Origin of the sequence: uncultured Imperialibacter sp., assembly GCF_963974565.1 — a bacterium.
Classification (GTDB): Bacteria; Bacteroidota; Bacteroidia; order Cytophagales; family Cyclobacteriaceae; genus Imperialibacter; species Imperialibacter roseus.
On record NZ_CAXBCJ010000002.1, the window covers coordinates 98,424 to 124,134 of the forward strand.

The following is a 25,711-nucleotide window of genomic DNA, read 5'->3' on the forward strand; positions in this document are numbered from 1 at the left end:
AAGGCATTTATATTCAAATTACTATGCTCTGAACTTATCCAGCAAATCGTTGAGCTGAACAGCTTCTTCTTCGGTCAAATTGCAAATCTGCCTCTCATGAACATCCATTGCTTTATCTATCCTGCCTAGCAATTCAAGTCCTTTATCAGAAATCAATACATCTACTGCACGACGATCATTCGGGCACTGTTTTCTAATCACCAGCTCCTTGCTTTCCAGCTTATCCACTATTCTCGAGGCATTAGACATGCGATCCAGCATTCGGTCAATGATTAGGTTTACCGTTGACGGCTGAGGGTATTGCCCTCTTAGAATCCTCAATACATTGAACTGAGCTGCGGTTATACCAAATCCCTTGAAAAAGGTATGTTGTTTTTCACCAAGCCAACTGGCAGTATAAAAAAGGTTGATCGTCGCCTTCTGAAACTCGCTTTTGAATTTTGGTTGTTTTATGTCTTCGGCTATTCCCATTTCAATAAATTATTTTCCAGGCACCCTAAATTAGTATTTAACTGCTTTGTTAACATCTATTTGTAAGAAAACAACGAAATAAATTACAAGATAGTTGTAGGTACATGTATTATTTGGAGAAATAAATCTATCGCCTCTTTAAACCTTCACTTCGTATCTTTATCTAATAGCTAAAATCTGGTTTTGCAGGAGAAAGACATTCTTGAAAAAATAAGGGATCCATCGTCGAAGCAATTTGGCTTCTCTCTGCTTGTACGCCACTATCAGAAGCCAATGTACGCTGTAGTTAGACGAATGGTGATAGACCACGATGACGCAGACGACGTGCTTCAGGAGGTCTTTTTAAAGGTTTGGAAAGGAATTGATAACTTTAGGGAAGATGCCAGGCTTTTCACCTGGGTTTATCGGATAGCCAGTAATGAGTGTTTGCAGTTTCTGGCAAAAAAAAAGAGAAGGTTTTTCCTCCCTATTCACGACATAAGCAGCGAATTGTTTGCAAAAGCTGAGCAGTCGGCAGGGTTGTCTGGTAGCGAGATTGAGTTGAAGCTGCAAAAGGCTATTTTGAAACTACCGGACAAACAGCGCCTCGTTTTTAACATGCGGTACTACGACGAGTTAAAGTTTGAGGAGATAGCCAGCATAACCGGCACAAGCGTAGGTGCGCTCAAGGCGAGTTATCACCTGGCAGCCAAAAAAATAGAAGAATATGTTACTGCTGGTTAAACCTTTGGCTCAAAAAACAATCAAAGTATTAATCGACTTCAGATGAAAAAGTTTAAGCTCGACGATATAGAAAGGAAAGAGCCGTTTGAGGCACCCGAAAGGTACTTCGATGAGTTTCCATTGAAGATGCAGAAAAGGATAGAAGCAAAAACTGCTGGTTCACCAGTGTGGCAGCCCTTGCTTTCTCCCAAATGGTCCTTGTCGGCACTTGCCATGGTGCTTATGCTGGGTGTTGGATTGTTTGTTTGGAACAACAATAAAGCAACAGAGGTAGATTTGAACCCTCTCGATGCAGTGGCTACAGCCGACCTTATTTACTATCTGGAAATCGAATCTGTCAGTGCCGATGAGCTCGTGCAATTGATGAATCATGCTGAAGCAGAGGATTCAATTTGGAATGACGGTGAGCTAAATTTATTGCCAGAAGAAGAAATGACTGATGAAGAGCTGCTACAGCTCTATGATCAGTTAAGTACACAGGATGACATCCTTTAATTGAATGATTATGAAACGTTTTACATATATAACCCTAATGATCTTGCTATTGGCCACTTATTTGCGGGCGCAGGATCCGGAGGCGATGAAAAAGGTGGAAGCTGCCAAAATTGGAGTGATAACCGAGCGGCTGGGCTTAACACCCGAACAGGCAGAGCAATTCTGGCCTATTTACCGGGAGTTTAGTGACAAAAGAAGAAGCATTTTGGGAGAGATGAGAAATGCACGGAGAGACTTCAATCCTCAAACTGCCACTGAGGAAGAAAACAGGGCTATGATGGACCTGAGCTTTCAGGTGAAAGAAAGAGAACTTAATCTTGAAAAAGAATATTCCGAAAAACTGCTCCGGGTGATTAGTACCCGACAGCTGGTTTCGCTGCGGCAGGCTGAAGACGATTTCCGCCGCATGGTGCTGGAACAGCTCGAAAGAAGAGCCAGGCAACAAAACATGCGGGAGAATCTCAGGGAAAGAAACCAGGACAGGATCAATGGTAAAAGAGGTAACTGAATTTAGATAACACGGCGTATCATAAGGGGGAGAATACATTTTGTCTGTTTGGCATGGGCAAAGCTTGCATTGATTGCAGGCTTTGCCTTTTTGAGTTTCGACTCAGCGGCGCAGGAGGACACCACTGCAGTTTATAAGCTATCTTATGAAGACTCATTGTCCATTTTTGACGACATGGACTCGCTGTCAATCTTTAGGTTGATCGACAGTGTGCTTTCCGCTACTCAAAAGTCGTCAACATTGAATGTCAGGCTTTCCTACACCAGCAGGGTCACTTCGGCTGGCAGAGATTTTAGCGTGAAACAGTATGGGCTAACGCCGGGTGTTTCATTTTATCATCACAGCGGTGCATTTGCAGATGTTTCCGGCTACTGGAACAGTCAGTTTGAGCCCAACTACAGCCTGACTGTATTAAGTGCGGGCTATCTAGGGCTTCCCACCAAATGGCTCTCCTATAATATTGCCTTCGAAAGGTCTTTTTATGCACAGACATTAACGGACTCTGTCATTACCTCTCCTCCTAACGGGCTTAATGGCACCCTATTTTTTGACGCCGACTGGTTGTATGCCACCATCGACTACACGTATCTTTTTGGTAATAGCGATGCACACCGCCTTTCCGGCGCTCTTTCAGGTAACATCGTGTTTCGAAAAGTTTGGTTTCTCGATAAAATTACGCTGTTCCCCTCCGCTAACTTTCTATTTGGCAACGAGGAGCTAGTTTCCTACCGTTTCAATGTAGACCTCACGGATCCAAGAATCCAGCGTTTGATCAGGCGCTTTCCCAGGCTGCGAAGAAGAGTGCTGACACCCGACACCAGGGATGTGTTTGGCTTGATGAACGTAAGCTTTTCTACCCCCATCTCCCTCAGGTACAAACAGTTTAGCTTGCTTCTCTCCTACACCTACAACATACCCGTTGAGTTGCCCGGGGAGTCGCTGGCTGACACCAAACCCAATAGCTATTTCAGCACAAGCCTGGGTTATATGATTCCACTCCGCCAAAAGAAGTAAGATTCTTTATATTTGGGTTTTCTTGTTCAGATGCAGACTGTAACCCTTTCAGAGTTGGCCTTTACTATCAAGGATGCTATTTCCGGCAACCTCGCCCCTTCCTATTGGGTAACAGCCGAAATTGGCGACATGAAGGTGAATGCCAAGGGGCATTGCTACCTTGAGTTGCTTGAAAAAGACCATCAGCAGGTGAAAGCCAAACTTCGGGCAGCCATTTGGGCCTACGACTTCAGGAACATCAATCAATGGTTTGAGAAAATAACCGGCAACTCTTTAAGGCAGGGAATTAAAATACTGGCCAATGCGCAGGTGAGCTTTCACGAAGTATATGGCCTCAACCTGACCATCAAAGATATAGACCCCAACTTCACCATTGGAGAAAGGGAGAGAAAAAAGCAGGAGGTCATTTCACGGTTAACTGAAGAGTTCCTTATCGATCGCAACAAAGGTTTGGTGCTTCCTGTTGTCCCACAACGAATCGCCGTCATAAGCTCGTCCACCGCTGCCGGCTATGGCGATTTTTTGCATCAGCTGGAAAACAATAAAAAACACTATGCGGTGTCGACGAAGCTCTTTCCTGTGACTTTGCAGGGAGATGAAGCTGAGCGAGCCATCCTCGGGGCCATCGAAAATATTTCCAAAGAAAAAGGTGACTTCGATGCTATTGTTGTCATCCGTGGTGGGGGTGCACAGCTCGATTTGGACGTTTTCAACGAATACAATGTTTGTGCGGCCATAGCCAATGCTCCCCTGCCTGTGCTCACCGGCATAGGCCACGAAAGAGACGAAACCATTGCCGATATGGTGGCACACACCCGGCTCAAGACCCCTACCGCCGTGGCCGATTTTATCCTTGAAGGTTTCGAGGCGTTCACCGAGTCTATCCAGTGGATGGCAAGCAGGCTTTTGCGGCAGGTTGATGAAGAAATGAGAGGTCAGAAGCACCTGCTGGGGCAACTTTCAAAAGACCTGAACTACCTTGCCAGGCAACAAATGGCGCAGGGTCTCTCCTATATCAACAGCGTTAAAAGAGATATAGCGCAGTCGGCAAAATGGAAGATAGAACGGGAACGAAACCGCCTTAGAGAAGTTTCCGCTACTACTATCCATACAGTGAATGAGCAGTTGAAGGCCGCAAAAAACCAGCTGGCTATAGCAGAGAAGTCGGTTGAAGCCAGCGACCCAAAGAAAGTGTTGGCAAGGGGATACAGCATTACCACCCTGGAGGGGAAACTTTTGAAGAACAGTAAATTAAAGAATGGGGATTCCATTGTGACTCACTACAGCCATGGGGTCTTAACGTCTCAAATAAAAAGCCTTAATGACCATGAGTAATATAAAATTGTCTTATTCCGAAGCGTTAGATGAGCTAAAGGGTATTGTGGAGAAGATAGAAAGTGCCGAATTGGATGTGGATGAAATAACAAAAATGGTTCAGCGGGCGACCGATTTGATCCTCTACTGCAAGGAAAAGCTTACTCACACAGAAGTGCAGCTGACCGAGGCTATGAAAAAATTGGAAGAATGATGCATTTGACGGCTTATTTGTAGAAATTTAGGTGCCTTAATTTGCCATCATGACCAAGGAAGAAGCCAGAGAAGAAATAGCAAGGCTTAGCCAGGAGCTAAACTACCACAACCGCCTTTACTACCAGGAGCACAGGACAGAAATCTCCGATTTTGATTTTGACACACTATTAAAAAAGCTCCAGGAGCTTGAAGCTGCGTTTCCTGAGTTTGTGGACGAAAATTCTCCCACACTTCGGGTTGGTGGCACAGTCACCAAAGACTTCGAATCCGTTGAGCATAAGTATCCCATGCTTTCGCTGGGAAACACGTACTCTGAGCAGGAACTCCGTGATTTTGATCAGCGGGTATCCAAAGCATTGGAGGGTGCGCCTTACGAGTATTTCTGCGAAATGAAGTTTGATGGTGTTGCACTCAGCCTTACCTACGAAAACGGTCGTCTTTCCCGGGCCGTGACCAGAGGCGACGGAACAAAGGGTGATGATGTGACCAACAATGCCAGAACCATCCACAGTATCCCGCTGCGACTTGGCAAAGACGGAGACTATCCATCAGCGTTTGAAGTGCGGGGTGAAGTTTTCCTGCCCCGGAAAATGTTCGACAAGATCAATGCTGAAAAGGAAGACATAGGCGAGCCTCTTTTGGCTAATCCAAGAAATACTGCATCAGGCACACTGAAACAGCAGGATTCAGCAGCAGTGGCCAAGCGCCGCCTCGACTGTTACGTATACTCACTGCTTGGCGTGGAAAGCCTTATACAAACACACGAGGAAGCAGTGCACTTGCTGGAAAAGTGGGGATTCAACGTATCCCCTACCTATGGAAAATGCGCCACTATAGACGATGTGCTGAAGTACATTGCTGAGTGGGAAACAAAAAGGCTTGACTTACCGCTCGATACCGACGGCGTTGTGATTAAAGTGAATGCAATCACTCAGCAGCGGCTGCTGGGCTTTACGGCCAAAAGTCCCCGCTGGGCCATTGCCTACAAATACAAAACACAAAGTGCGATCACCGAGTTGCTCGACATTACCTATCAGGTAGGGCGGACCGGCGCAGTAACCCCGGTGGCAGAATTAAAACCAGTGCTGCTGGCTGGCACCACTGTGAAGCGGGCCTCGTTACACAATGCCAATGAAATTGCCCGACTCGACCTGCGGGTCGGCGACATGGTGTTTGTTGAAAAGGGAGGCGAGATTATTCCCAAAGTAACGGGTGTCGACACGGCACAAAGGAAACCGGGCAGCCAGGCAGTAGTTTATCTTGATAAGTGCCCGGAATGTGGAACGCCTCTGGTGAGAACCGAGGGTGAGGCAGTGCACTATTGCCCCAACACCGACGGTTGCCCACCGCAGATACAAGGCCGCATCGAGCATTTCATTCAGCGCAATGCCATGAATATCGAAAGCATGGGGCCTGAAACTATTGCTGGCCTGCTCAGTCACAGCCTGATCAAAGACCCAGCGGATATCTATTTCTTGACCTTTGAACAACTTAATGGCCTGGAGTTTTCCAGCTATTCGGAGAAAAAAGGCGATACTGTTACCAGAAGCCTGAGGGAGAAATCTGCCCGCAACATTGTCGATGCTATTGAAAAGTCGAAAGAGCAGCCTTTCGAAAATGTTCTCTTCGGCATGGGCATCAGGTACGTGGGAAGAACAGTGGCTGAAAAATTGGCGACGCATTTTGGAGGCATCGAGGAAATCAGCAAGGCCAGCTATGAACAGCTGCTGGAGGCACCGGAAATTGGCGAAAGAATCGCTCAGTCGGTGATTGACTTTTTTGGCTCAGGGAAAAATGTGGACTTCATTAATAAACTTTCGGCAGCCGGGTTGAAACTCAAAACGGAAGGTGGAGCGTTCGTTGCTGCCAGCGACAAACTGGCCGGACAAACTTTTGTCATTAGCGGTGTTTTCAAAGGATTTGAACGTGACGATTTGAAGAGCATCATTAAACAAAATGGTGGCAAGGTCGTATCCTCAGTCTCGGCCAAGCTCAACTTTCTGGTGGCTGGTGATAATATGGGGCCTGCAAAGCTTGAGAAGGCCAGCGAGCTTGGTGTGAAAATTATTTCAGAAGACGACTTCCTAAAAATGATCAACTAATGCTGGGCAAACTATTACTACCGGTTCATACGAAAAAAGCAATTAGAAAAAGTACACTGCAAGTGTCACCTGGTTATTCTGATGCAGATCAAATAGGGATCATTTTCAAGTATTTGAACGACGAGCACTATGAAAAGGTGCTAAGCTTCATTCGCCAAATTCAAATAGATAAAAAAGAAGTGACCACATTGGCTTTCTTCCCAAAAAAGGAAGCCACCTCCCGGTATAGAATTCCCCGCTACTCTACTGACAACTTATCTGTGTGGGGTAAGCTAACTTCTGAAGAAATAGACCTATTTTTGACTCGCAACTTTGACTTCCTTATCAATTTAGATACTGAATCTCATGAGTTCGTTGACAACATCTTATCCAGAGCGAATGCAAAGTGTAAGATTGGACACTTTATGGTAGAAAGGAAAGACTTCTACCAACTGATGATACACATTGACCCTTCTACTGACTTCGAGGTATTCCTCGACAAGATTTACTTCTATATCAAAAAACTAAGGGCAAATGCATGATTGGTTAAGTGGGACTGGGGTAGCCCTGATTACTCCTTTTAATGAACAGCTGGAGATAGATTTCGACGCTTTAAAGAAAGTGCTTGATCACGTAAGCGAAGGCGGGGTTGACTACCTGGTGGTGCTGGGCACAACAGGTGAGTCTGTTACTCTTTCCATAGCGGAAAAACACAAAATACTTTCATTCGTTTTCAAGAACAACAGCAAGAACCTGCCCGTTGTGTTTGGCCTTGGTGGCTACGATACCAAAGAGCTTGTAGACTTCATGCCACAGTTGGAGCAATATCCTTTAAAGGCCCTGCTCTCCGTTACACCTTATTATAATAAACCCAACCAGGCAGGATTACTGCAGCATTTCACCTACCTGGCTGACCATAGCAAGCTGCCCATCATACTGTACAACGTACCCGGAAGGACTGGCTGCAATATTAAAGCTTCAACTACACTGGAGCTGGCAAAGCACCCCAATATCATTGCCATCAAAGAAGCTTCGGGCGATTTAGTGCAGTGCATAGAAGTTGCCCGGTCAATGCCTGAAGGCTTTCAGCTGATATCGGGAGATGACGTGTTAACTGTGCCCATACTTTCGATTGGAGGTAGCGGTGTGATATCGGTCATAGCCAATGCATTCCCAGCTGAGTTCAGTGGAATGGTTCGTCATTCGCTGGCCGGTGACGCTGCAAAGGCGAGCGCTGTTTTACACAAATTGTATGAAGTAATTCAGCTCACTACTGAAGAAGGAAACCCTACGGGTATCAAAGCCATTGTAAGCGCTCTTGGCATCGGCAACGACCGGGTAAGAATGCCTTTGGTTTCAGCGAGTAGCACGCTGAAAGCCAGGATCAAGTCTGCTATCGGCAGTATCTGAAAACCCCTCTTATTATTAGTACAAAAAAAGGCCTTCGGAAAACTTCCGAAGGCCATAGATTCCTTTATAAGTAAGCAGGTTATATAACTAATTAACCGTTTTTCTTGTTCTGAACCTCAATTCTAATTTCTTGAGCTAAGTTCTTCAGCTCTTGCATGCCTTTACGTACTCTCGTACCTGCAGCTTGGTTTTCTTTGTCATAAAATTTCACGAAGTCTCCTTCAAGTGACATAACTAAATCTCTGATTTGGTCAAATCTTTTCATATGTAAGAATTTTAGGTTATTGATGAATTAAAAAGGTTGAGCAATATAAATAAATTGTTTAAAAATGCATATCCCGAGTGCTAATTTGTGGAAAACTATCCAACTGTAGCACCTTTTGACCCTGCTTTTGCATAGATTCCTTCATCTAATTTGCCTTTAACTTTTTCAAAGGCGGCAATGGTCACCTTAACGTCTTCCAGAGTATGCACAGCAGTTGGGATAATTCGGAGCATAATCACTCCTTTGGGAACCACCGGATAAACAATCATCGAGCAGAAAATACCGTGATTAGTTCGAAGGTCTCTTACAAGGTTTGCTGCCTCATAAAGATCACCTTTTAGCAACACCGGCGTGACCGGCGAGGTAGTAGTTCCAATATTAAAGCCTTTAGCCCGGAAGCCGTCTTGTACAGCACGAACAATCTTCCACAAGTTATCCTTGTGCTGAGGTTGAGTTCTTAGTATTTCCAGTCTCTTAAGCCCGCCAATGATCAAAGGCATTGGGATAGACTTGGCATAAATTTGAGACCTTGTATTGTAACGAAGGAAGTCGATAATTTCTGCTTCACCAGCCACAAAAGCACCGATGCTCGCCATAGATTTGGCGAAGGTAGAAAAGTAAAGGTCGATTTGATCCTGAACTCCCTGCTCCTCTCCTGTGCCAGCACCCGTTTTGCCCATAGTACCAAAACCATGTGCATCATCCACAAGAAGCTTGAAGTTGTATTTACTCTTGAGTGCTGCAATACCTTTCAGGTTACCCTGGTTGCCACTCATTCCGAAAACACCTTCTGTAATGACAAGGATACCACCACCAGATTCTTCAGTAAGCTTCGTAGCTCTTTGCAGTTGTTTCTCAAGACTGACCATGTCGTTGTGTGGATACACAAAACGCTTACCAATATGCAAGCGAAGACCATCTATGATACAGGCATGTGATTCTGCATCGTATACGATAACATCTTTTCTATCAACAAGAGCATCTATTACAGACATGATTCCCTGGTAACCGTAGTTCAGCAGCATCACATCATCCTTTTCTTCAAACTTGGCCAATTCTTTCTCAAGTTGCTCATGGTAGTTTGAATTACCAGTCATCATTCTCGCACCCATTGGATAACCAAGTCCCCAGTTGGCAGCTGCCTCGGCATCTACTTTTCTCACCTCCGGATGGTTAGCCAAACCAAGGTAGTTGTTGAGACTCCAGGTAAGTACTTCCTGGCCTTTGAACATCATTCTTGGAGCGATTTCCCCTTCAAGTTTGGGGAACATGTAGTAATTATCATCGATGAACTTATGACGACCTAGTGGTCCCTTGTCCTGAAGAAGTTTCTCAAAAAGATCCATTTATTAATTTAGCGTTATCTGTGCGAGTTTTTCAAAAAACACACAAATCTAATAGGAATAATTCGGCATATCAAACCAACTTTAAATAATACATGGGGAGTTTAGAATTTATAATTGAAATAAGTAGCATTGTGCTCACTGACTGTCAAAACAACATCAATGCCCAACATTAAGAAGATATTAATTGCCAACAGAGGCGAAATAGCCCTGCGAGTGATGCGGACAGCCCGGGAAATGGGGATAAAGACTGTTGCGATATACAGCGAAGCTGATCGGAAGGCCTTGCATGTTCGCTATGCCGATGAAGCTTTCTGTGTTGGGCCACCTCCATCCAAAGAATCCTACCTTCGGATGGACGCCATCATTGACGTGGCAAAACAAGCCGGGGCTGACGCCATTCACCCCGGATATGGTTTTCTCTCCGAGAACGCTGCCTTTGCTGCGAAAGTAGCGAAGGCCGGACTTATCTTCATTGGCCCCTCTCCTGCTTCTATTGAGGTGATGGGTAGCAAGCTGGCGGCCAAGGAGGCTGTTTCTCACTACGACATACCCATGGTGCCGGGTATCCAGACTGCGATCACAGATATAGCTAAAGCCAAAAAGCAGGCTGCCGAAGTGGGCTACCCAATACTTATTAAAGCAAGTGCAGGCGGCGGCGGCAAGGGAATGAGGATTGTGAACGAGGAGAGTGAATTTGAAGAACAAATGCAAAGGGCCATCAGTGAAGCAGAATCAGCTTTTGGAGACGGTGCAGTTTTTATTGAAAAATACATTACATCGCCACGACACATAGAGGTGCAGGTGCTGGGCGACCAGCATGGCAACATCATCCATCTATTTGAAAGGGAATGCAGTATTCAGCGGCGGCATCAAAAGGTTATTGAGGAAGCACCTTCTTCCGTTTATGGTGAACAGAAAAGAAAGGCTATCGGTGAAGCAGCAGTGAGAGTGGCCAAAGCATGCGACTATTATGGCGCTGGAACCGTCGAATTCATAGTAGATGAAAATCTGGATTTCTTCTTCCTTGAAATGAACACCCGCTTGCAGGTAGAGCATCCGGTCACCGAGCAAATTACGGGAATTGATCTTGTTAGACAGCAGATATTGATTGCTGAAGGCAGGCCGCTTGAAATTAAACAAGAGGATTTAAAAATACATGGCCACTCACTGGAAGTGAGGGTATACGCAGAAGACCCGGCCAATAGCTTCTTGCCTGACATTGGAAAGCTGGTTACCTATGTGCGCCCGCAGGGACTTGGCGTGCGGGTGGACGATGGCTTTGAAGAAGGCATGGATATACCTATATATTATGACCCAATGATTGCCAAGCTGACCGTGCATGCCGAAACAAGAGAACTTGCCATCGGGAGAATGCTCAGGGCCATACACGAGTACAAAATATCAGGCATAAAAACGACACTGCCATTCTGCAGTTTTGTTCTTCAGCATGAGGCCTTTGCATCGGGAAATTTCGATACCAGGTTTGTTGAGAAATACTTCATTCCGGTGTCGCTGGATGTTGGCCTAACAGAAGAGGAAGCGCAGATAGCAGCCCTCCTGGGAGTAAAGCAAATAGCTGTCAATCAAACCGGTACCATGGAAAAAACATCCAGTTCCCCGTCGGATGCAAAGTTGAGCCGGTGGAAACGAAGAGCAAAACTGTAGCAGAAAGGAATGGCAGAGATAAGACCCTTTAAAGCCTGGAGATACAACTACAAGCTGCGAAAACAAATTGACGAACTAACTTCCCCCCTTTTCGACGTTGTTTCTGAGAAGCAAAGAGCCAGGTTGTACCAAAATCCACACAATAGCATCCATTTGTCGGTGCCCCAGGGAGAGAACGCCGCCTGGAAAGCAGGGCAAACTCTCCAGCAGTGGAAGGACGAAAAAGTAATTGTTCAGGACATGGTGCCGGGCATTTATAGTTACTTCCAGTATTTTACCCTGCCTGGCGACACCAAAGAATACTGCCGCAAAGGTTTTGTTGCCTTTATCCGGGCTTACGACTGGGTAGATAAAGTGCTGATGCGACACGAAAGCACGATGCCGCATTCGGTTGACGACAGGGTGGCCATTCTCGAAGAAACGAAACTCAACGTGAGCCCCACACACGGGTTGTATACCGACCCCGACTTCCAGATAGAGGCGATGCTGGATGCCAGCATCCAGCAGCCAATTTATGAAGCGGAAGACTATCAGGGAGTGCGGGATGTGCTCGGGGTGGTGAATGATGCGGCATCGATTCGAAGGATCGTATCAATCATGCGAGACAAGCAGATAATACTGGCGGACGGACACCACCGGTATGAGGGATCGTTGAGGTACAAAAAAATGCAATTGGCCAAAGAGCCGACGGCTACTGGCAAAGAAGCCTTCAATTACCATATGATGTACTTCACCAACACGGAGGCACACGATTTAAGAATTTTGCCTACCCATCGCCTGGTGAAAAACATCTCCGACTTTGCCCCGGCCCAACTTCTCGAAAAGTTGGCTGCTTATTTTATTATTAAACTGGTGGAAAATGCCTCCGATGTCAATGAGATCATTCTCGGTAAGCAATGGGCTTTTGGTTTACTTATGGGTGACGAGGCCTACAAAATACGACTCAAGCCAGAATGCATCGACCTCATTGACTGGAACTTTCCTGATAAAATCAAAGAGCTTGATTTGACCGTGATGCACTATTTTATTTTCGAAAAGATACTGGGCATTGCCGGCAAAGACCAAACGAGATCCGAAAAGATATCGTTCGAACGAAATTTCACTGAATGTCATTCAAGTGTATTGAGCGGAGAGGCACAGTTTGCGGTGATTACCAAAGACATATCTATCGAAACAATCAAAGAAGTGTGTTTGAGTGGGTATACCCTCCCTCAAAAGTCTACTTATTTTTACCCCAAAGTCATTTGCGGTTTTCTGTTTGGATCTATTCAAGAAGATGAATTTACGTCACCCTTTGATTCTAGCCTCTAACTCCCCCAGGAGGCAACAGCTGCTGAGAGAAGCCGGCTTTAATTTTGAAGTCTACACCGAGCAGGTGGATGAAAGCTACCCAGCCGCCTTGGAAAAAACGGGCGTGGGTGAATACCTGGCCAGGAAAAAAAGTGCCTTTTATTGCAAAAAGCTTTCCAATGCCATCATTGTCACAGCCGATACGACAGTTGTGCTGGATAACCAGCTTTTGGAAAAACCAGCCGACGAGAAAGAGGCTTTTGAAATGCTTACAAGGCTATCGGGCAGGTCACATGATGTAATTACCGGTGTCTGCATTGCAGCACCAGACGGGACTGACGCCTTTTCGGTATCAACCCGGGTAACTTTCAAAGGGTTAACCAATGGAGAAATTGATTATTATATCAGTAACTACAAACCGTTCGACAAGGCAGGTGCCTATGGCATCCAGGAGTGGATTGGCATGATTGGCATCACAGGCATAGAAGGTTCCTATTTCAATGTGGTGGGCTTACCCATTCAGGAAGTATACCAAAGGCTACTAAAGTACCGTTTGTGAGCGGCCCATTGGCACTTTAGTTGAACTCATCTTTAAGTCTGCCGTAGATTCTCTTCGATTTTTCCAGGCCATCCCTGTACACCTCTGCCTCCGCCGGGTCGGGCAAAAACTCCTTTTCGAAATGCACCAGCTTCGACGCATCTTTCAAATCGTTCAGTTCACCAATGGCATGCATGCCAAGAATAGCCGCTCCAAATGCCGAACTTTCAGCAGAATTGCACAGCCAACAAGGCTTCTGAAGCACATTGGAAAGGGTTTGAATCAGGTAATCTGACTTGGCAAAGCCGCCACTGACTACCACTTTTTCTACCTCTCCGGTTACCTGGTCAACAGTTTCCGCAATATGATGGGCTGCCTGGAAAACTCCTTCCCACACGGCCTTATAAAAATGATTTTTCGTGTGGTTCATCTGTACGCCGAAAAACACACCCTTTGACTCCGGATCCCAAATCGGCGCTCTTTCACCCAGCAGGTAAGGGAGAAAAATCAAACCGTCACTGCCGGGCCTTACAGATCGCAGCGCCTGTTCGTCAAACTCTCCATCGCCAAATTCCTTTTCGAACCACTGGGCCACCACTCCACCATTGTTAGATGGCCCGCCAACAACGTACAAGTCACTTGTGAGGATGTAGTTGAATACACTTTGCTTTTCATCTCTGACAAATTTGTCTATAGTCTTGCGGTAGGCGCTGCTGGTGCCGATGGTGAGCGAGGCGGTAGTTGCATCAAGCACTCCTGATCCCAGGTTGGCCAGGCAGCCATCACTGGCCCCGATAACCACCGGAGTATCCGCTTCAACACCAAGCTGCTGAGCGACGCCAGCTTTGAGCTTCGGGAGAATTGTCGTCGTTGGTACTACCTCAGGCAACTGCCCTTCCTTTATTCCGGCCACCTGCAGCGCCAGGTCATTCCATTTTGTCGACTCGTTATTGTACAACCCGGTGGCTGAAGCCAGCGACTGATCCAACAGGTACTCCCCTGTCCATCTATGGATAATGTATTCCTTGATCGAAACAAATTTCTCTGCCCGCTGCATCAGGTCTGGTCGATTTTTTTGTAACCAGAGCAATTTACACAGCGGCGACATGGGGTGAATGGGTGTACCTGACGCAAAATAGATGGCAGCCCCTTCTTTACTGGCTTTTAGTTGTCTGGCTTCTTTGTCGCTTCGATTGTCCGCCCAAATAATCAGGTTCGTTATAGGTTCTCCATTTTTGCCTATCAGCATCAGCCCGTGCATGGCCGACGAGATGCTTACAGCCAGCGGCTTTTCACCTAACTGTTCAACAAGCGTGTTCAGCGCAGCCTCCAACGCATTGACAATTTGTCCCGGGTCTTGTTCAAACCAACCTTCCTGCGGAGAAATAAGAGGGTAATTATTATTGACTACTTTGAGTTGCCTGCCATCAATGCCAAATGCTACTGCCTTTGTGCTGGTAGTGCCAATGTCTAAACCTACGAGGTACTGCATCCAATTGTGTTCGAAAAACTATGATCTGTAAACTTATGGCGAATTAAATCGTTTCTTTTTACTAATATGAAAACCAAGACTAAAATTTGATCCAGATGAGCGAAAGTTCTTCCTTGTTTCCAGCCCAGAGAAGTCAGCAGGTGTTCGAATATTTGTTTTTGATCCATTTAAAAGAGATAGAAAAAGATGTTGTGGCTTTAAAAGACCGTGTTTTTAATGCCATCGGCAGCCGATATGCAGGGCATCATTCTACGCCGCACATTTCTCTTTTTAACATTTCCAGCACTGATCAAATGGACCACATGCTGGAACTGATGAATATTAGTTGGATGCCCTCCTTTCAGGTAGATGTTAATGGTTTTGACTACTACTCTCACGGGCAAAAAAGTAGAACGCTGTACGTGAACATAGAGAGAAAGGACAGCATCGTTTACCTTCAAAAGTGGCTGGCTAACTTCTTCAGGCTTCGAAAGCATAGCTACGATCCGCACATTACCCTCGGGCGAACTATTCCCCTCGATTTGTTTGAGAAAGCCTGGGATGATATCAAGACCGTGCGTTTCCAAAAATCTTTTACCTGCGATAGGCTGGTTATTCTCAAAAGAAAACAGCAGAAAGAAGACCCTTTAAAGTGGGGCCCTTACAGGGAAATTATGCTGGCAAGCAATTAAAAAGACGGTTGATCGTCAACAATGGCTATGATTTCAACCAGGTGGGCTGAGTACTTGATTCATGCTCTTTGCCGATAATATCTTTATAGAGTGAAGGTCTCCTCGCCTTTCTGTAACGATAACCACCGGCCAGTGTAAGCTTTTCCGGTGTTATGGTCGCCAGGCTTATTTCATCTTCAAAGCACTTGATTTCAGTTAAAACATCCCCATACGGGTCAAGGATAAGGGAATTGCCATTTTTCAGATGCTCCCCGTCATAGCCGATAGGGTTTGTGAAGACGTAGTACACACCATTGTCATAGGCCCTTGCTGGTAGCCAGCGGAGCAGCCAGGCCCTTCCTTTCGGGCCATCAAACTCCATGCGAAGTGGCACGGGGTCGACGTCTCTTTTTTGCCAGAGAGCATCGTCGACATAACCCCTGCCTGGCATGGCAGACGGGGTGCACATGGTTACGTGAGGCGCAAAAATGACCTCGGCACCCAATAGTGCGGTGGCTCTCACATTTTCTACCACATTGTTATCGTAGCAAATCAGGATGCCACATTTCCAACCCAGCAGGTCGAAAACAACATACTCGTTGCCGGGACTAAGGTATTCACTAATAAATGGATGAAGCTTACGAAACTTAGCTATCACACCATCTTTTGTTGCACACACATAGGTGTTATATACTTTGTCCCCGTCAAGTTCCACAAGGCCAGCCAACACTGCTATGTTGTGTTTTCTGGAAATGTTTATCAACTGCTGACAGCTTGGGCCATTTGGAACTGCCTCAGCCAGGCTAAATACCTCATCCTTTGAAAGGTTCTTGAAAAACGTGTAGGCTGTCACCGACATTTCATGAAAGCTGATGACGTCAGCACCCCTGTCGCTGGCTGCTTTGGCGAGCTTGTCAATGACTGAGAGATTGTAAGCTTTGTCGCCATCCTTAGGTTGAAATTGGGCGACTGCAATCTTAATTGGCTTCTTTTCCATAAAAAATAAAGGGGCTTAGCGCCCCCTTTTTGTTAAAAATAATATCTTCTAAAAGCTTCAATGGCTTCGTACTCAGCCAGGCCAAGTAAATCGTAAATCCTTGCGGTGTCGTGGTTTCGGTCTTCAGCCCGCTGCCAGAACTCTCTGGCGTCGTTGCCAGGGAACACAGCAGCGTCCTTCTGCGACTGGTGTTTGAAGATGGCCTTTCGTTTCCTCATGAGTTCGTCAGGGCTAATTGGCACAGCCATGTCGATGTTCTCAATCTCCCATTCCTGCCATGCACCTCTGTAGAGCCAAACCCTGCAGTCATCCATCCACTTCTCACCTTTCATTCTGTCAACAGCCTGGAGAATGGCGTCAAGACATACCCTGTGCGTACCGTGCGGATCCGACAAGTCACCAGCGGCATAGATTTGGTGAGGCTTCACCTTGTCAAGCAGATCCATGATGAGCTTAATATCATCCTCGCCAATAGGCTTCTTTCTCACCTTGCCAGTTTCATAGAATGGCATGTCCAGAAAGTGCATTTGCTCATCAGGAATGCCGACATACCTGGCACCCGCTTTGGCCTCTGAACGCCTGATCAAGGCTTTGATCTTCATCACTTCTGGCGTGTCTACCTCTCCTGGCTTTTTCTTTTTCAAAGCTTCCTTCACTCCTTTATAGAGATCTGTTTCCTGAGGATTGGAATAGTTGAATTCTTTTCTCAAGTCACGGAAAAAGTCAGCAAAACGGATCACATCATCGTCGAACACCGCAATATTGCCAGATGTCTGGTAAGCTACATGAACCTCATGCCCCTGATCGACCAACCTGATAAACGTACCTCCCATACTGATTACATCGTCGTCGGGGTGTGGACTGAAGATGATGGCACGTTTTGTTGCAGGCATTGCCCTTTCTGGTCTGTGTGTATCGTCGGCATTAGGCTTTCCGCCAGGCCAACCTGTGATAGTGTGCTGCAGCTCGTTGAACAACCTGATGTTGATCTGGTAGGCGGGGCCATGCTCCGTGACCAAATCGCTCATGCCATGTTCTGCATAATCTCTGTCGGTGAGCTTGAGGACAGGCTTTTCCATCTTCTGGCAAAGCCAGATAATAGCCTTCTTCGATAAGTAATCATCCCAGGTAACCTCACCCACCAGCCATGGGGTTTTCACTCTTGTGAGCTCTGCTGAAGCAGAAATGTCGAGATAAAATTGGGTGTTTGAATGACGCTGGAGGTAAGTAGCAGGTACCTGCTCCGAAACTTCGCCCTCAATTGTTCTTGCTATAACTTTGGCTTTCCCTTCGCCCCAGGCCATCAGAATGATCTTCTTGGCTTTCATAATAGTGCCGACGCCCATGGTAATGGCATGGCGTGGGACGTTCTCCTGTGCAAAAAAGTCACTTGCGGCATCCACCCTTGTGATGTGGTCGAGGGTGATCATTCTTGTTGGAGAGGTTATTGAAGAACCTGGCTCGTTGAAACCGATGTGACCGGTGCGGCCGATGCCCAAAAGCTGTAGGTCAATACCGCCTACGCTGTCGATTTTCGCCTCATAGTTCCGGCAGTATTCGTAAACATCTTCCTTGGCCACAGTGCCATCAGGAATATTTACGTTAGCCATGTCGATGTCTACATGGTCAAACAGGTACTCCTTCATGAACCGCACATAGCTCTGCAACTCATTTGGTTGCATAGGAAAGTACTCATCCAGGTTGAATGTGATCACATTTTTGAAGCTGAGCCCCTCTTCCTTATGCATTCTTACCAACTGGTTATACACCTGCGTTGGTGTGGAACCTGTGGCAAGTCCCAGCACACACTTTTCTCCTTTGGCAGCTTTGGACTTGATCAGCTCAGCAATTTCCCTGGCCACGGTTAGCGATGCCAGCTGACTGGTAGGCAAAATCTCTGTGGGAATCCTCTCAAAACGTGTCAGTTCCTTTTTATCTACTGTTCTGATGTCAGGCACAGCGACGAAGTCGTATCCCTTGGCGGTTTTTGTTGTCATCTTGGTGTCGTTTGTTTCCAAATCTGTTGCAAGGTATAAAAAATGTGTGCGCACACAAAGCTATTTGAAAGCATTTTTTGTTTTTTCTCAATCTTCTGAACTTCTACTATCGTCGGCCCTATGGGCACCCCTTCACTCCCGCTCCGGCAAGGCCTTCTTTGCTGAGTGTTGCCCTTTATATTCAATTCTCCGGCGTGAGCCTTTCAAATTACTACTTCTGCGATTGAATTTTTGCTATTGTTGGAAATTTCATGAAATTTTAGACAAAAGCATACCACCAATCCAGTTCCCCTATGCATCTTCCTATTTTACTTACTATAGGTATAATTTTCGGTATAACTATCCTGGTTGTACTTGTATGTAATTATTTTAAAATCCCTTATCTCGTTGGTTTTTTGCTGACAGGCATCATTGTGAGCCCCACCACGTTCGGCATATTAAATGGGGCCACCGAGGTGGAGGTGTTTGCGGAGATTGGTGTTATTCTGCTTCTATTTTCGGTAGGGCTTGAGTTTTCAATCAAGAACCTCCTGAAAATTAAGAAATACGTACTGGTGGGAGGCACGCTTCAAGTGATATTCACAATTCTGCTTTCAACGCTTCTTTCGAAGCTATTCGGTGTTTCATGGAACCAGGCAGTATTTCTGGGGTTTATTGTCACTTGCAGCAGCACTGCCATAGTGATCAAACAGCTCCAGGACAGAATAGAAATTCCCACAAGCCACGGCAAGCTGATCCTTGCCATTCTGTTGTTTCAAGACATTGCCATCGTTCCCATGATGCTTTTGGTTCCTATCCTGTCGGGGCAGAGTAGCGATTGGGTCATGGACATAGCCATCCTGGTACTGAAACTTGGGGCGCTTTTAGCCGGGGCTGTGCTGGCTGCCCGATACCTGATACCACCGTTTCTGGCTACGGTGATGAAAACGAAAAGCCAGGAGGTTTTTCTGATCGCTACCATTTTTATTGTTTGCATGATAACCACGATCACTTCCTACCTAGGGCTTTCGCTGGCACTGGGTGCGTTTATAGCAGGATTGATTGTGGCTGAAACTGACTACAACAAACTGGCCATCAGCTGCTTTTTACCGTTCAGGTACGTCTTTATCAGCTTCTTTTTTATATCACTTGGTATGCTCCTCGATTATCGGGTCTTTCTTGAGAACCCTTTGCTTGTGATGATGGGTGTATTCCTAATTCTCATCGTCAAGTTTTTCGGTGGCTTCCTCGCTGGAAAATCGCTCCGTGTATCTACTAAAACGGCGATCATTTCTTCGCTCATGATCATGCAAATCGGAGAGTTTTCGTTTATCCTTGTGAAAGCTGGCTTCAATCAGGGATTGATTTCAGAAACGAACTTTAAAGTTTTCATTCCGGTTGCTATCATAACAATGGCTATTACTCCGCTGGTCATTCAAAATGCCGACAGACTTTCTAATATTTTTGCCAAAACCTCTTCCGTATGAGCGAAAAGCCAAAACTTTATGGTGCCGACTGGTGCCCAAAAACATCAGGGTTTCGTAATTACCTGCAAAGTGAGTGGGTAGACTTCGAATTTCTGGACATCGAAAAAGATGACAAGGCAATGGAGGAAGTGAAGGCGATGAACGGAGGGCAGGTAAAATTCCCGATGGTAGTAGTGGGCGACGATAAAATGAAAAACCCTCCCATAGAGAAACTACGGGAGAGCTTGAAAAGAAACAAGTTGGTCTGACACCTTGCCTGTCTGGCTTACTATTCGTATTTCAGATTGTCAACCGGATTTGATCTGGCAGCCTTAAAGGATTGGAAGCTGACGGTGACCAATCCAACCAGGATGACTATCAGGCTGGACACAACGAAAGTGCCCAAACTCAGGCCTACCCTGTAAGCAAAGTCGTTGAGCCAAAGATTCATGGCATACCAGGCCAATGGAATAGCAACAATTATGGCAATCACCAACAGCACGGAAAATTCGGTGAACAGCAGCCTCACCAGTGAGAACACCTCAGCACCCAGCACTTTGCGAATACCAAGCTCCTTCTTTCTCCTTTCGGCAGTGTAAGCCGAGAGTCCAAATAGTCCCAGACAACCTATAAAGATGGCTAACCCTGAAAAAACGGCGAAGATAGTGCCCAGCTGGCTCTCCGACCGGTACTTTGCTTCGAACGACTGGTTCAGGAACTGATATTCGAAAGGAATGCCCCCGGCCACCTGACTCCATGTTTCTTCCAGATCAGCCAGGGTCCTGGAAAGGTTGTCAGTCTTTAGTCTGACAGCCATGTGGTCAGCCGAGTATTTTGTAATGAACAGTAAAACAGGCACTACATTGTTTCTCAACGACTCGAAGTGAAAATCCTTTACCACGCCGAGAACGGTGAATTCCTTTTTACCTTGTATGCCGAAATCACCAAGCACCTTGATCTTTTGGCCATGTGCCTGGTCAATCCCAAACCTTTTCGCAGCCGTCTCATTGATTACAACCCCGGAAGAATCACTTGGCATTTGGATATCGAAGTCCCGCCCGCTGACAACCTCCATTTCAAAGGTCTTTAGGTAGTCAAAATCAACAGACCATACCTGGCACGAAACTGATTCTTCGATGCTGGTGGTGCCCTCCGGAAGAAACGGCTGGTCAGAACGGAAGTCACTCAGGGGATAAAAGGATGATATAGAAGTATTTACGACAGAAGCGTCCTTGGCTAGTTCGTTCCTGAGTACTTTGCTCTTGTCTCCAAGATTACCAACATTTTCAAGTATTATTACCTGTTCTCTATCAAAGCCCAGGTCCCGGTTTTGCGTGTAATTCAATTGACTGTACACCGTAAGTGACCCGATGATAAGGAACAACGAAGTGGCGAATTGAAAAACAACCAGCACATTTCGAAACCAGCTGGCTCTGCTACCTGCCTGGTAAGTACCCTTCAAAACTGCTGTGGGCTGATACTTCGACAGATAAAAGGCTGGATAAAGCCCCGCCAATACACCAATGGCAAACACCGAAGCAACGAGATAAACCCAAACAATTGGCTGATCGAGCAGGATGTGGCCGACTTCTTTTCCGCTGAAACTGTTGAAAAGCGGCAGCAACAATACGACGAGAAGAACAGCTACCACGGAAGCCAGAAAGGCGAACAGAATAGATTCAGTAAGAAATTGGCTAATGAGCTGCCCACGCACCGATCCGAGCACCTTTTTGACTCCCACCTCCTTGGCTCTCATGGCGGCTCTTGCTGTAGACAGGTTCATGAAATTGATGCAAGCAATGACCAGAATAAACAAAGCAATGGCGCTGAAAATGTAAACATACTCCATGCTTCCATTGGCTTCCACTTCAACGGCCAAATGTGAATTAAGGTGAATGTCGGCCACTGGTTGAAGGTAGTAGTTGATATGATCGCCACTTGCCATCATCTCATTAAAGTCCACACCCACCATTTCCTTGAGCTGCGGAGCGAAATATTTTTCATACACGGAGGCAAATTTCGCTTCAAGTCCTGTTTCGTCATTCTGGGGATTCAGTAAAAAGTAGGTGTAGTAGTTATTGCCCAGCCAAACATTGTCATTGCCTCGGTCATTTTCTATCGAAATTAAGAGCTCCGGGTGAAAATGGCTGTTTTCAGGCAAATCTTCATACACGCCCGAAACCTTTACAGTAAATCGGCCATCTATCTCTATTCTCTCTCCAACAGGATCAACGTCTCCGAATATTTTTTTGGCGGACGAATGGGACAAAACGATCGTGTTGGGTTCGGTAATGGCATCATCCAGGGAGCCGTATACTGTGGGAAACCCAAATATATCTAGCAGCCCCTGCGAAGCATAAAAGATGTTCTTTTGCTTATAAAAGGAATCTCCTCTTTTAACCAGGCCGGTGCCGTAGGTTCGCATTTTGCCAGCCATTTCAATTTCCGGGAAGTCTTTCTGGAACGACTCTGCCATGGGAGCAGGTGTAACAGGGAAATCGAATTGGTTGTTGCCAAACCTCAGGTCTGATGCCACCCTGTATATCCTTTTATAGTCGGGATGGAACTTGTCATAACTGAGCTCATCCATCACAAAAAGCATGATAAAAAGGCAGCTTGCCAACCCTATGGCGAGGCCGGAGATGTTCAGGAAAGAATAGAACCGGTAGCGGTTCAGGTTCCTGAGGGCAATCATTAAGTTGAAACGAATCATTGTTGTTGTATTTGAGTTTGACTTTAGCTTTTTTAATGCAAAAGGGCGCAGGAAGTTGATCACATGGTACCAATAGACGATACCCGCCTTCCTCTTTCCTTTCTGCTGATATATTCTGAAATAGTACTCGGCAAGATCACCCTGCACCTCTTCCAGCAACTCACCTTTACAGAAGAATTCCAGTAACCTGTCGGCCCAAATGGGTGGTCTTCCGATGTCTGGAGATGAATTGTTCATATTTTTCCAACATTCAAATCAGGCAGCTGGCTCCACAAATTGACCCGCACATCCTTTGACTCAATCAGTGCCTTTTTTCCCAAACCAGTCATTTGAAAAACTCTTTTTCGTCTTCCTCCCCGCTCTTGCGTTCCTTCTGTCATACCAGACTCCACGTATCCCTTTTCCTGCAGCCGGTTGAGCGTGGCGTGCACTGCGCCTATGGCAGCACTGCGGCCTGTTTGCTTTTCAAGTTCGTCTCTGATACCCAATCCATAGGCATCCTGGCCAAGCACCCCTACTATCAACAAGATGATTTCTTCAAACTCACCCAATACGTCGCCTTTCATAGTCACTCTATTTTGTAGAACTAATACGAAGGTAGGTAGTTATTTGTTCTACAAAAGAGAGTAAAAGAATAATTTTTATATAGAAAGAGATATTATAGCTTAGCGGAAACATCCTTTAAACAGAGTACAATGGTGGTTTTAGGCATTGATATTGGTGGCACAGGCATGAAGGCAGCTCCGGTGGATACAAGGACAGGCTCATTCATGGAAGATCGGTTCAGAATCCCTACACCCTCTCCAGCCACGCCAGACGCAATGATTGCCACAGTTAAAGCCATTGTTGAACACTTTGACTGGAAAGGCATCATTGGCATTGGTTTCCCGGCTGCCATTAAGAAAGAAATCGTGATGACCGCCTCCAATATCGACGAAAAGTGGATTGGCCTCAATGCGGGTAAGGCCTTCGAAATGGCCACTGGCTGCCCTACCCACCTCATCAACGACGTAGATGCAGCTGGACTGGCCGAAGTAAAGTTTGGTGCTGGCAAAAAGGAAAAGGGTTCTGTGATCATGGTGGCTGCGGGAACGGGTATCGGCACCTCCATCTTCTACAAGAAAAGGCTTTTCCCTAATACTGAGCTGGGATATATCATGGTGAACAACACTTTCGGGGAACACTATGCATCTGCCAGTGTGAAGGAAAAGCAAGAGCTTGACTGGGAAGTTTGGGGCAAAAGATTCAATGAATACCTCAAGAGGCTCGAATTTCTGCTGTGGCCTGATCTGATTGTCGTGGGCGGCGGCATCTCCAAAAAACACAAGGAATTTTTCAGGTACCTGGATCTTGACACCAAGGTGGTGCCTGCGAAGCTCAGGAACAATGCCGGTATTATTGGAGCAGCCCTCGCTGCAAAAAAAGAGTTGACCTGACACTTGTCAGAAAAACTGACAAAAGTCTTTTTCGCCTGTTGACCGATCTCATTTTCTGGTTGAGAGCCTCGTGGTAATTTTACCACGTAGACACCATAAACCAGACGAGTAATGAGCGAGATAACTGTACCGAAATCACCCATTAGTGATGCCGCAAGGTTTTTTCACCAAAGAAAAGGCCTCATTAGGTTTGAGGAAAAACCTGTCAGGTATTCAGTCAACCATCAGACTGAGAAAAAGAAGGGCGAAAAAAGGTACACAGTGACCGTTTCATAACCCTGGAGGATAATTATTTTAGATGCCATGGTTTAAGTGCCTAAGCCAACCGTTTGCATTAGAAAAGGACTTCATTTTTCATTTCAAGAATACTTCCCTCAAAGTTAGGCGCATACCTGCGGGCCCTCAAAAAACGATTGACATTGTATTCATCGTAAAGCTCGTTGCCGGGGTCAACGCTGCTGACCCGCACCTGGCCTGACGCATGGATGAACTTTTTGTCACCAATCCACATCCCCACGTGTACTACCCGTTCGTTTTTCTCCGGAGTAGCTGGTGTTCCAAAAAACAACAAATCGCCCACTTCCAATTGATCAAATGGCTGCTCGGATTGAACCGGCTGGCCAGCGTTCACCTGCTGCGAAGCGTCACGTGGAATCACCAGTCCATTCATGAAGTATACTGTCTTGGTAAAGCCGCTGCAATCCATTCCTTTCGTGGATGTGCCACCCCATAGATAGGGAGCGCCCATCAGTTGAAAAGCAATGTTTGCCAAATTCTCACCAGTGGGGTTTGCCTGTGCCAGCCAGCCTTCGACGGGCTTCGCTTCCTTCTTATTAACAAATGCCTCTCGTCCATCGGGATATTTCACCTGATAGAAATCTTTCCCTTCGCCCACCAGCTCCAGCACGCAACCCATTACAAGATCCGAAACCAGCTGAGCAGTTTCGCTGCCAGCTATGTATGAGAATCCGGCCACTCGGGTGTAAATGATTTTTTTGGCGTTTTTCCAGGTTTCGAAACCAGCCTTATCAAGCACCATAAGGCCGCCGTGGTCTACCCATGAAATATACTTGTCGGGCGTTTGTACCAGGTACCATTCGCCACTTTGCTTCAGCACGTTCAGGGGAGTGCCCAAAAGTGCCTGGGTGGCCAATTCGCCCGAGTGCCGGGGATCCGAACGGATATTAGCTACCGAGTTGTTGACCAACCCATAAATATTTCCTTCCAATGCCGACGATGGCAACAACTCAATGCTGTCGGTGACAGTCAGCCCACGGCCTTTTAGCGAATCGAGCAGTGCTGCTTTTGCCTCGGGTATATTTGTTTCACCAGTTAAAACGATCTTTGATCCTTCATTTCGTGATGCTACCTGAAACAAAGCCACCCGTTTATCAGGAGCAAATTGCAGCTTCATCTCGGCAATTTTTTCGTCTGCAAAAGATTCCTTCTGTTCTTCGCTGGCCGGCTCGCAACCTGCCACACACGCAGACAGCACAATTATGGTAAAGAATGGCTTGATATACTTTGTCATAGTTTCTGATGACCACTGTTTACACAGAATAGGTCTTCTAGTTGAATTCAAAAACGATTTTACGCATTAATCATATCAGCCACAATTTTTATAAAATCATTTAGTAGTTTTAGC

At 46.1% G+C, this 25,711-nt stretch carries 26 protein-coding genes; 17 read left to right on the plus strand and 9 right to left on the minus strand.

Translation table 11 applies throughout. The features are described from left to right. Window positions 1-21: 21 nt before the first annotated feature. The gene (locus tag AAC052_RS03235; protein ID WP_317491709.1) at window positions 22-471 is read right to left on the minus strand and encodes a MarR family transcriptional regulator; all 450 of its coding nucleotides are present in this window, start codon (window positions 469-471) and stop codon (window positions 22-24) included. Between the two features lie 183 nt (window positions 472-654). On the opposite strand from AAC052_RS03235, the gene AAC052_RS03240 reads away from it, so the two are divergent. From AAC052_RS03240 to dapA, 9 genes are read left to right on the plus strand one after another with little or no spacing between them, the layout of a single operon-like run. Continuing rightward, window positions 655-1,194 carry an RNA polymerase sigma factor gene (locus tag AAC052_RS03240; RefSeq protein ID WP_317491708.1) on the plus strand — a complete coding sequence of 180 codons (540 nt, stop codon included), beginning with the start codon at window positions 655-657 and terminating at the stop codon, window positions 1,192-1,194. Window positions 1,195-1,236: 42 nt separating this feature from the next. Continuing rightward, a complete protein-coding gene (locus AAC052_RS03245; RefSeq protein WP_317491707.1) occupies window positions 1,237-1,689 on the plus strand; it encodes a hypothetical protein in 453 nt (150 codons plus the stop codon). A 10-nt stretch (window positions 1,690-1,699) separates the two neighbouring features. Further along, a complete protein-coding gene (locus tag AAC052_RS03250) occupies window positions 1,700-2,197 on the plus strand; it encodes a hypothetical protein (protein WP_317491706.1) in 498 nt (165 codons plus the stop codon). Between the two features lie 48 nt (window positions 2,198-2,245). After that, on the plus strand, window positions 2,246-3,211 hold the full coding sequence (locus tag AAC052_RS03255; RefSeq protein WP_339810899.1) for a hypothetical protein: 966 nt from the start codon (window positions 2,246-2,248) through the stop codon (window positions 3,209-3,211). A 30-nt stretch (window positions 3,212-3,241) separates the two neighbouring features. Beyond that, window positions 3,242-4,546 (plus strand): exodeoxyribonuclease VII large subunit, encoded by a 1,305-nt coding sequence (gene xseA / locus AAC052_RS03260; RefSeq protein WP_339810900.1) that lies wholly within the window; start codon window positions 3,242-3,244, stop codon window positions 4,544-4,546. Next, on the plus strand, window positions 4,539-4,739 hold the full coding sequence (gene xseB / locus AAC052_RS03265; protein ID WP_317491703.1) for an exodeoxyribonuclease VII small subunit: 201 nt from the start codon (window positions 4,539-4,541) through the stop codon (window positions 4,737-4,739). The genes xseA and xseB overlap by 8 nt, the downstream gene beginning before the upstream one ends. Window positions 4,740-4,788: 49 nt before the next feature. Then, window positions 4,789-6,843 (plus strand): NAD-dependent DNA ligase LigA, encoded by a 2,055-nt coding sequence (gene ligA, locus AAC052_RS03270; RefSeq protein ID WP_339810903.1) that lies wholly within the window; start codon window positions 4,789-4,791, stop codon window positions 6,841-6,843. Next, entirely contained in the window at window positions 6,843-7,364 is a 522-nt protein-coding gene (locus AAC052_RS03275) for a hypothetical protein (protein ID WP_339810904.1), read from the plus strand. The genes ligA and AAC052_RS03275 overlap by 1 nt, the downstream gene beginning before the upstream one ends. After that, window positions 7,357-8,232 carry a 4-hydroxy-tetrahydrodipicolinate synthase gene (gene dapA / locus AAC052_RS03280; protein ID WP_339810907.1) on the plus strand — a complete coding sequence of 292 codons (876 nt, stop codon included), beginning with the start codon at window positions 7,357-7,359 and terminating at the stop codon, window positions 8,230-8,232. The genes AAC052_RS03275 and dapA overlap by 8 nt, the downstream gene beginning before the upstream one ends. 91 nt (window positions 8,233-8,323) lie before the next feature. Here dapA and AAC052_RS03285 read toward each other — a convergent pair whose 3' ends face one another. Beyond that, window positions 8,324-8,497 (minus strand): histone H1, encoded by a 174-nt coding sequence (locus AAC052_RS03285; RefSeq protein WP_151996684.1) that lies wholly within the window; start codon window positions 8,495-8,497, stop codon window positions 8,324-8,326. A gap of 95 nt (window positions 8,498-8,592) precedes the next feature. Continuing rightward, entirely contained in the window at window positions 8,593-9,843 is a 1,251-nt protein-coding gene (locus AAC052_RS03290) for an aminotransferase class I/II-fold pyridoxal phosphate-dependent enzyme (RefSeq protein ID WP_317491699.1), read from the minus strand. Between the two features lie 159 nt (window positions 9,844-10,002). On the opposite strand from AAC052_RS03290, the gene AAC052_RS03295 reads away from it, so the two are divergent. From AAC052_RS03295 to AAC052_RS03305, 3 genes are read left to right on the plus strand one after another with little or no spacing between them, the layout of a single operon-like run. Then, on the plus strand, window positions 10,003-11,508 hold the full coding sequence (locus AAC052_RS03295) for an acetyl-CoA carboxylase biotin carboxylase subunit (protein WP_339810910.1): 1,506 nt from the start codon (window positions 10,003-10,005) through the stop codon (window positions 11,506-11,508). 9 nt (window positions 11,509-11,517) lie between these two features. Beyond that, window positions 11,518-12,819, plus strand: coding sequence for a DUF1015 domain-containing protein (locus AAC052_RS03300; RefSeq protein WP_339810913.1), 1,302 nt, complete (start codon window positions 11,518-11,520; stop codon window positions 12,817-12,819). Continuing rightward, window positions 12,785-13,357: a Maf family protein gene (locus tag AAC052_RS03305; RefSeq protein ID WP_317491696.1), complete on the plus strand. Its 573-nt coding sequence runs from the start codon at window positions 12,785-12,787 to the stop codon at window positions 13,355-13,357. The genes AAC052_RS03300 and AAC052_RS03305 overlap by 35 nt, the downstream gene beginning before the upstream one ends. Window positions 13,358-13,373: 16 nt before the next feature. Here AAC052_RS03305 and AAC052_RS03310 read toward each other — a convergent pair whose 3' ends face one another. After that, complete coding sequence (locus AAC052_RS03310; RefSeq protein WP_339810915.1) at window positions 13,374-14,828, minus strand: gluconokinase; 1,455 nt, start codon at window positions 14,826-14,828, stop codon at window positions 13,374-13,376. A 95-nt stretch (window positions 14,829-14,923) separates the two neighbouring features. Here AAC052_RS03310 and AAC052_RS03315 point away from each other — a divergent pair, with 95 nt between their 5' ends. Beyond that, complete coding sequence (locus tag AAC052_RS03315; protein WP_339810917.1) at window positions 14,924-15,499, plus strand: 2'-5' RNA ligase family protein; 576 nt, start codon at window positions 14,924-14,926, stop codon at window positions 15,497-15,499. Between the two features lie 25 nt (window positions 15,500-15,524). Here the strand turns inward: AAC052_RS03315 and AAC052_RS03320 are convergent, their stop codons facing one another. Continuing rightward, on the minus strand, window positions 15,525-16,475 hold the full coding sequence (locus AAC052_RS03320) for a nitrilase family protein (protein WP_339810918.1): 951 nt from the start codon (window positions 16,473-16,475) through the stop codon (window positions 15,525-15,527). Window positions 16,476-16,507: 32 nt separating this feature from the next. Continuing rightward, window positions 16,508-18,472 (minus strand): glucosamine-6-phosphate deaminase, encoded by a 1,965-nt coding sequence (gene nagB / locus AAC052_RS03325; protein WP_317491692.1) that lies wholly within the window; start codon window positions 18,470-18,472, stop codon window positions 16,508-16,510. A 293-nt stretch (window positions 18,473-18,765) separates the two neighbouring features. Here nagB and AAC052_RS03330 point away from each other — a divergent pair, with 293 nt between their 5' ends. Together AAC052_RS03330 and AAC052_RS03335 are read left to right on the plus strand one after the other, a co-directional pair. After that, complete coding sequence (locus AAC052_RS03330) at window positions 18,766-19,938, plus strand: cation:proton antiporter (protein WP_339810920.1); 1,173 nt, start codon at window positions 18,766-18,768, stop codon at window positions 19,936-19,938. Further along, on the plus strand, window positions 19,935-20,186 hold the full coding sequence (locus AAC052_RS03335) for a glutaredoxin domain-containing protein (protein ID WP_317491690.1): 252 nt from the start codon (window positions 19,935-19,937) through the stop codon (window positions 20,184-20,186). Before AAC052_RS03330 ends, AAC052_RS03335 begins: the two co-directional genes overlap by 4 nt. A 20-nt stretch (window positions 20,187-20,206) precedes the next feature. Here the strand turns inward: AAC052_RS03335 and AAC052_RS03340 are convergent, their stop codons facing one another. Next, entirely contained in the window at window positions 20,207-22,867 is a 2,661-nt protein-coding gene (locus tag AAC052_RS03340; protein ID WP_339810922.1) for an ABC transporter permease, read from the minus strand. Then, window positions 22,864-23,196 carry a PadR family transcriptional regulator gene (locus AAC052_RS03345; RefSeq protein WP_317491688.1) on the minus strand — a complete coding sequence of 111 codons (333 nt, stop codon included), beginning with the start codon at window positions 23,194-23,196 and terminating at the stop codon, window positions 22,864-22,866. Before AAC052_RS03345 ends, AAC052_RS03340 begins: the two co-directional genes overlap by 4 nt. A 129-nt stretch (window positions 23,197-23,325) precedes the next feature. On the opposite strand from AAC052_RS03345, the gene AAC052_RS03350 reads away from it, so the two are divergent. Further along, window positions 23,326-24,066, plus strand: coding sequence for an ROK family protein (locus AAC052_RS03350; RefSeq protein ID WP_151996697.1), 741 nt, complete (start codon window positions 23,326-23,328; stop codon window positions 24,064-24,066). Window positions 24,067-24,177: 111 nt separating this feature from the next. Then, a complete protein-coding gene (locus tag AAC052_RS03355) occupies window positions 24,178-24,342 on the plus strand; it encodes a hypothetical protein (protein WP_317491686.1) in 165 nt (54 codons plus the stop codon). 58 nt (window positions 24,343-24,400) lie between these two features. On the opposite strand, the gene AAC052_RS03360 is transcribed toward AAC052_RS03355, so the two are convergent. Beyond that, window positions 24,401-25,597 carry a C40 family peptidase gene (locus AAC052_RS03360; RefSeq protein ID WP_339810924.1) on the minus strand — a complete coding sequence of 399 codons (1,197 nt, stop codon included), beginning with the start codon at window positions 25,595-25,597 and terminating at the stop codon, window positions 24,401-24,403. Window positions 25,598-25,711 lie beyond the last annotated feature (114 nt).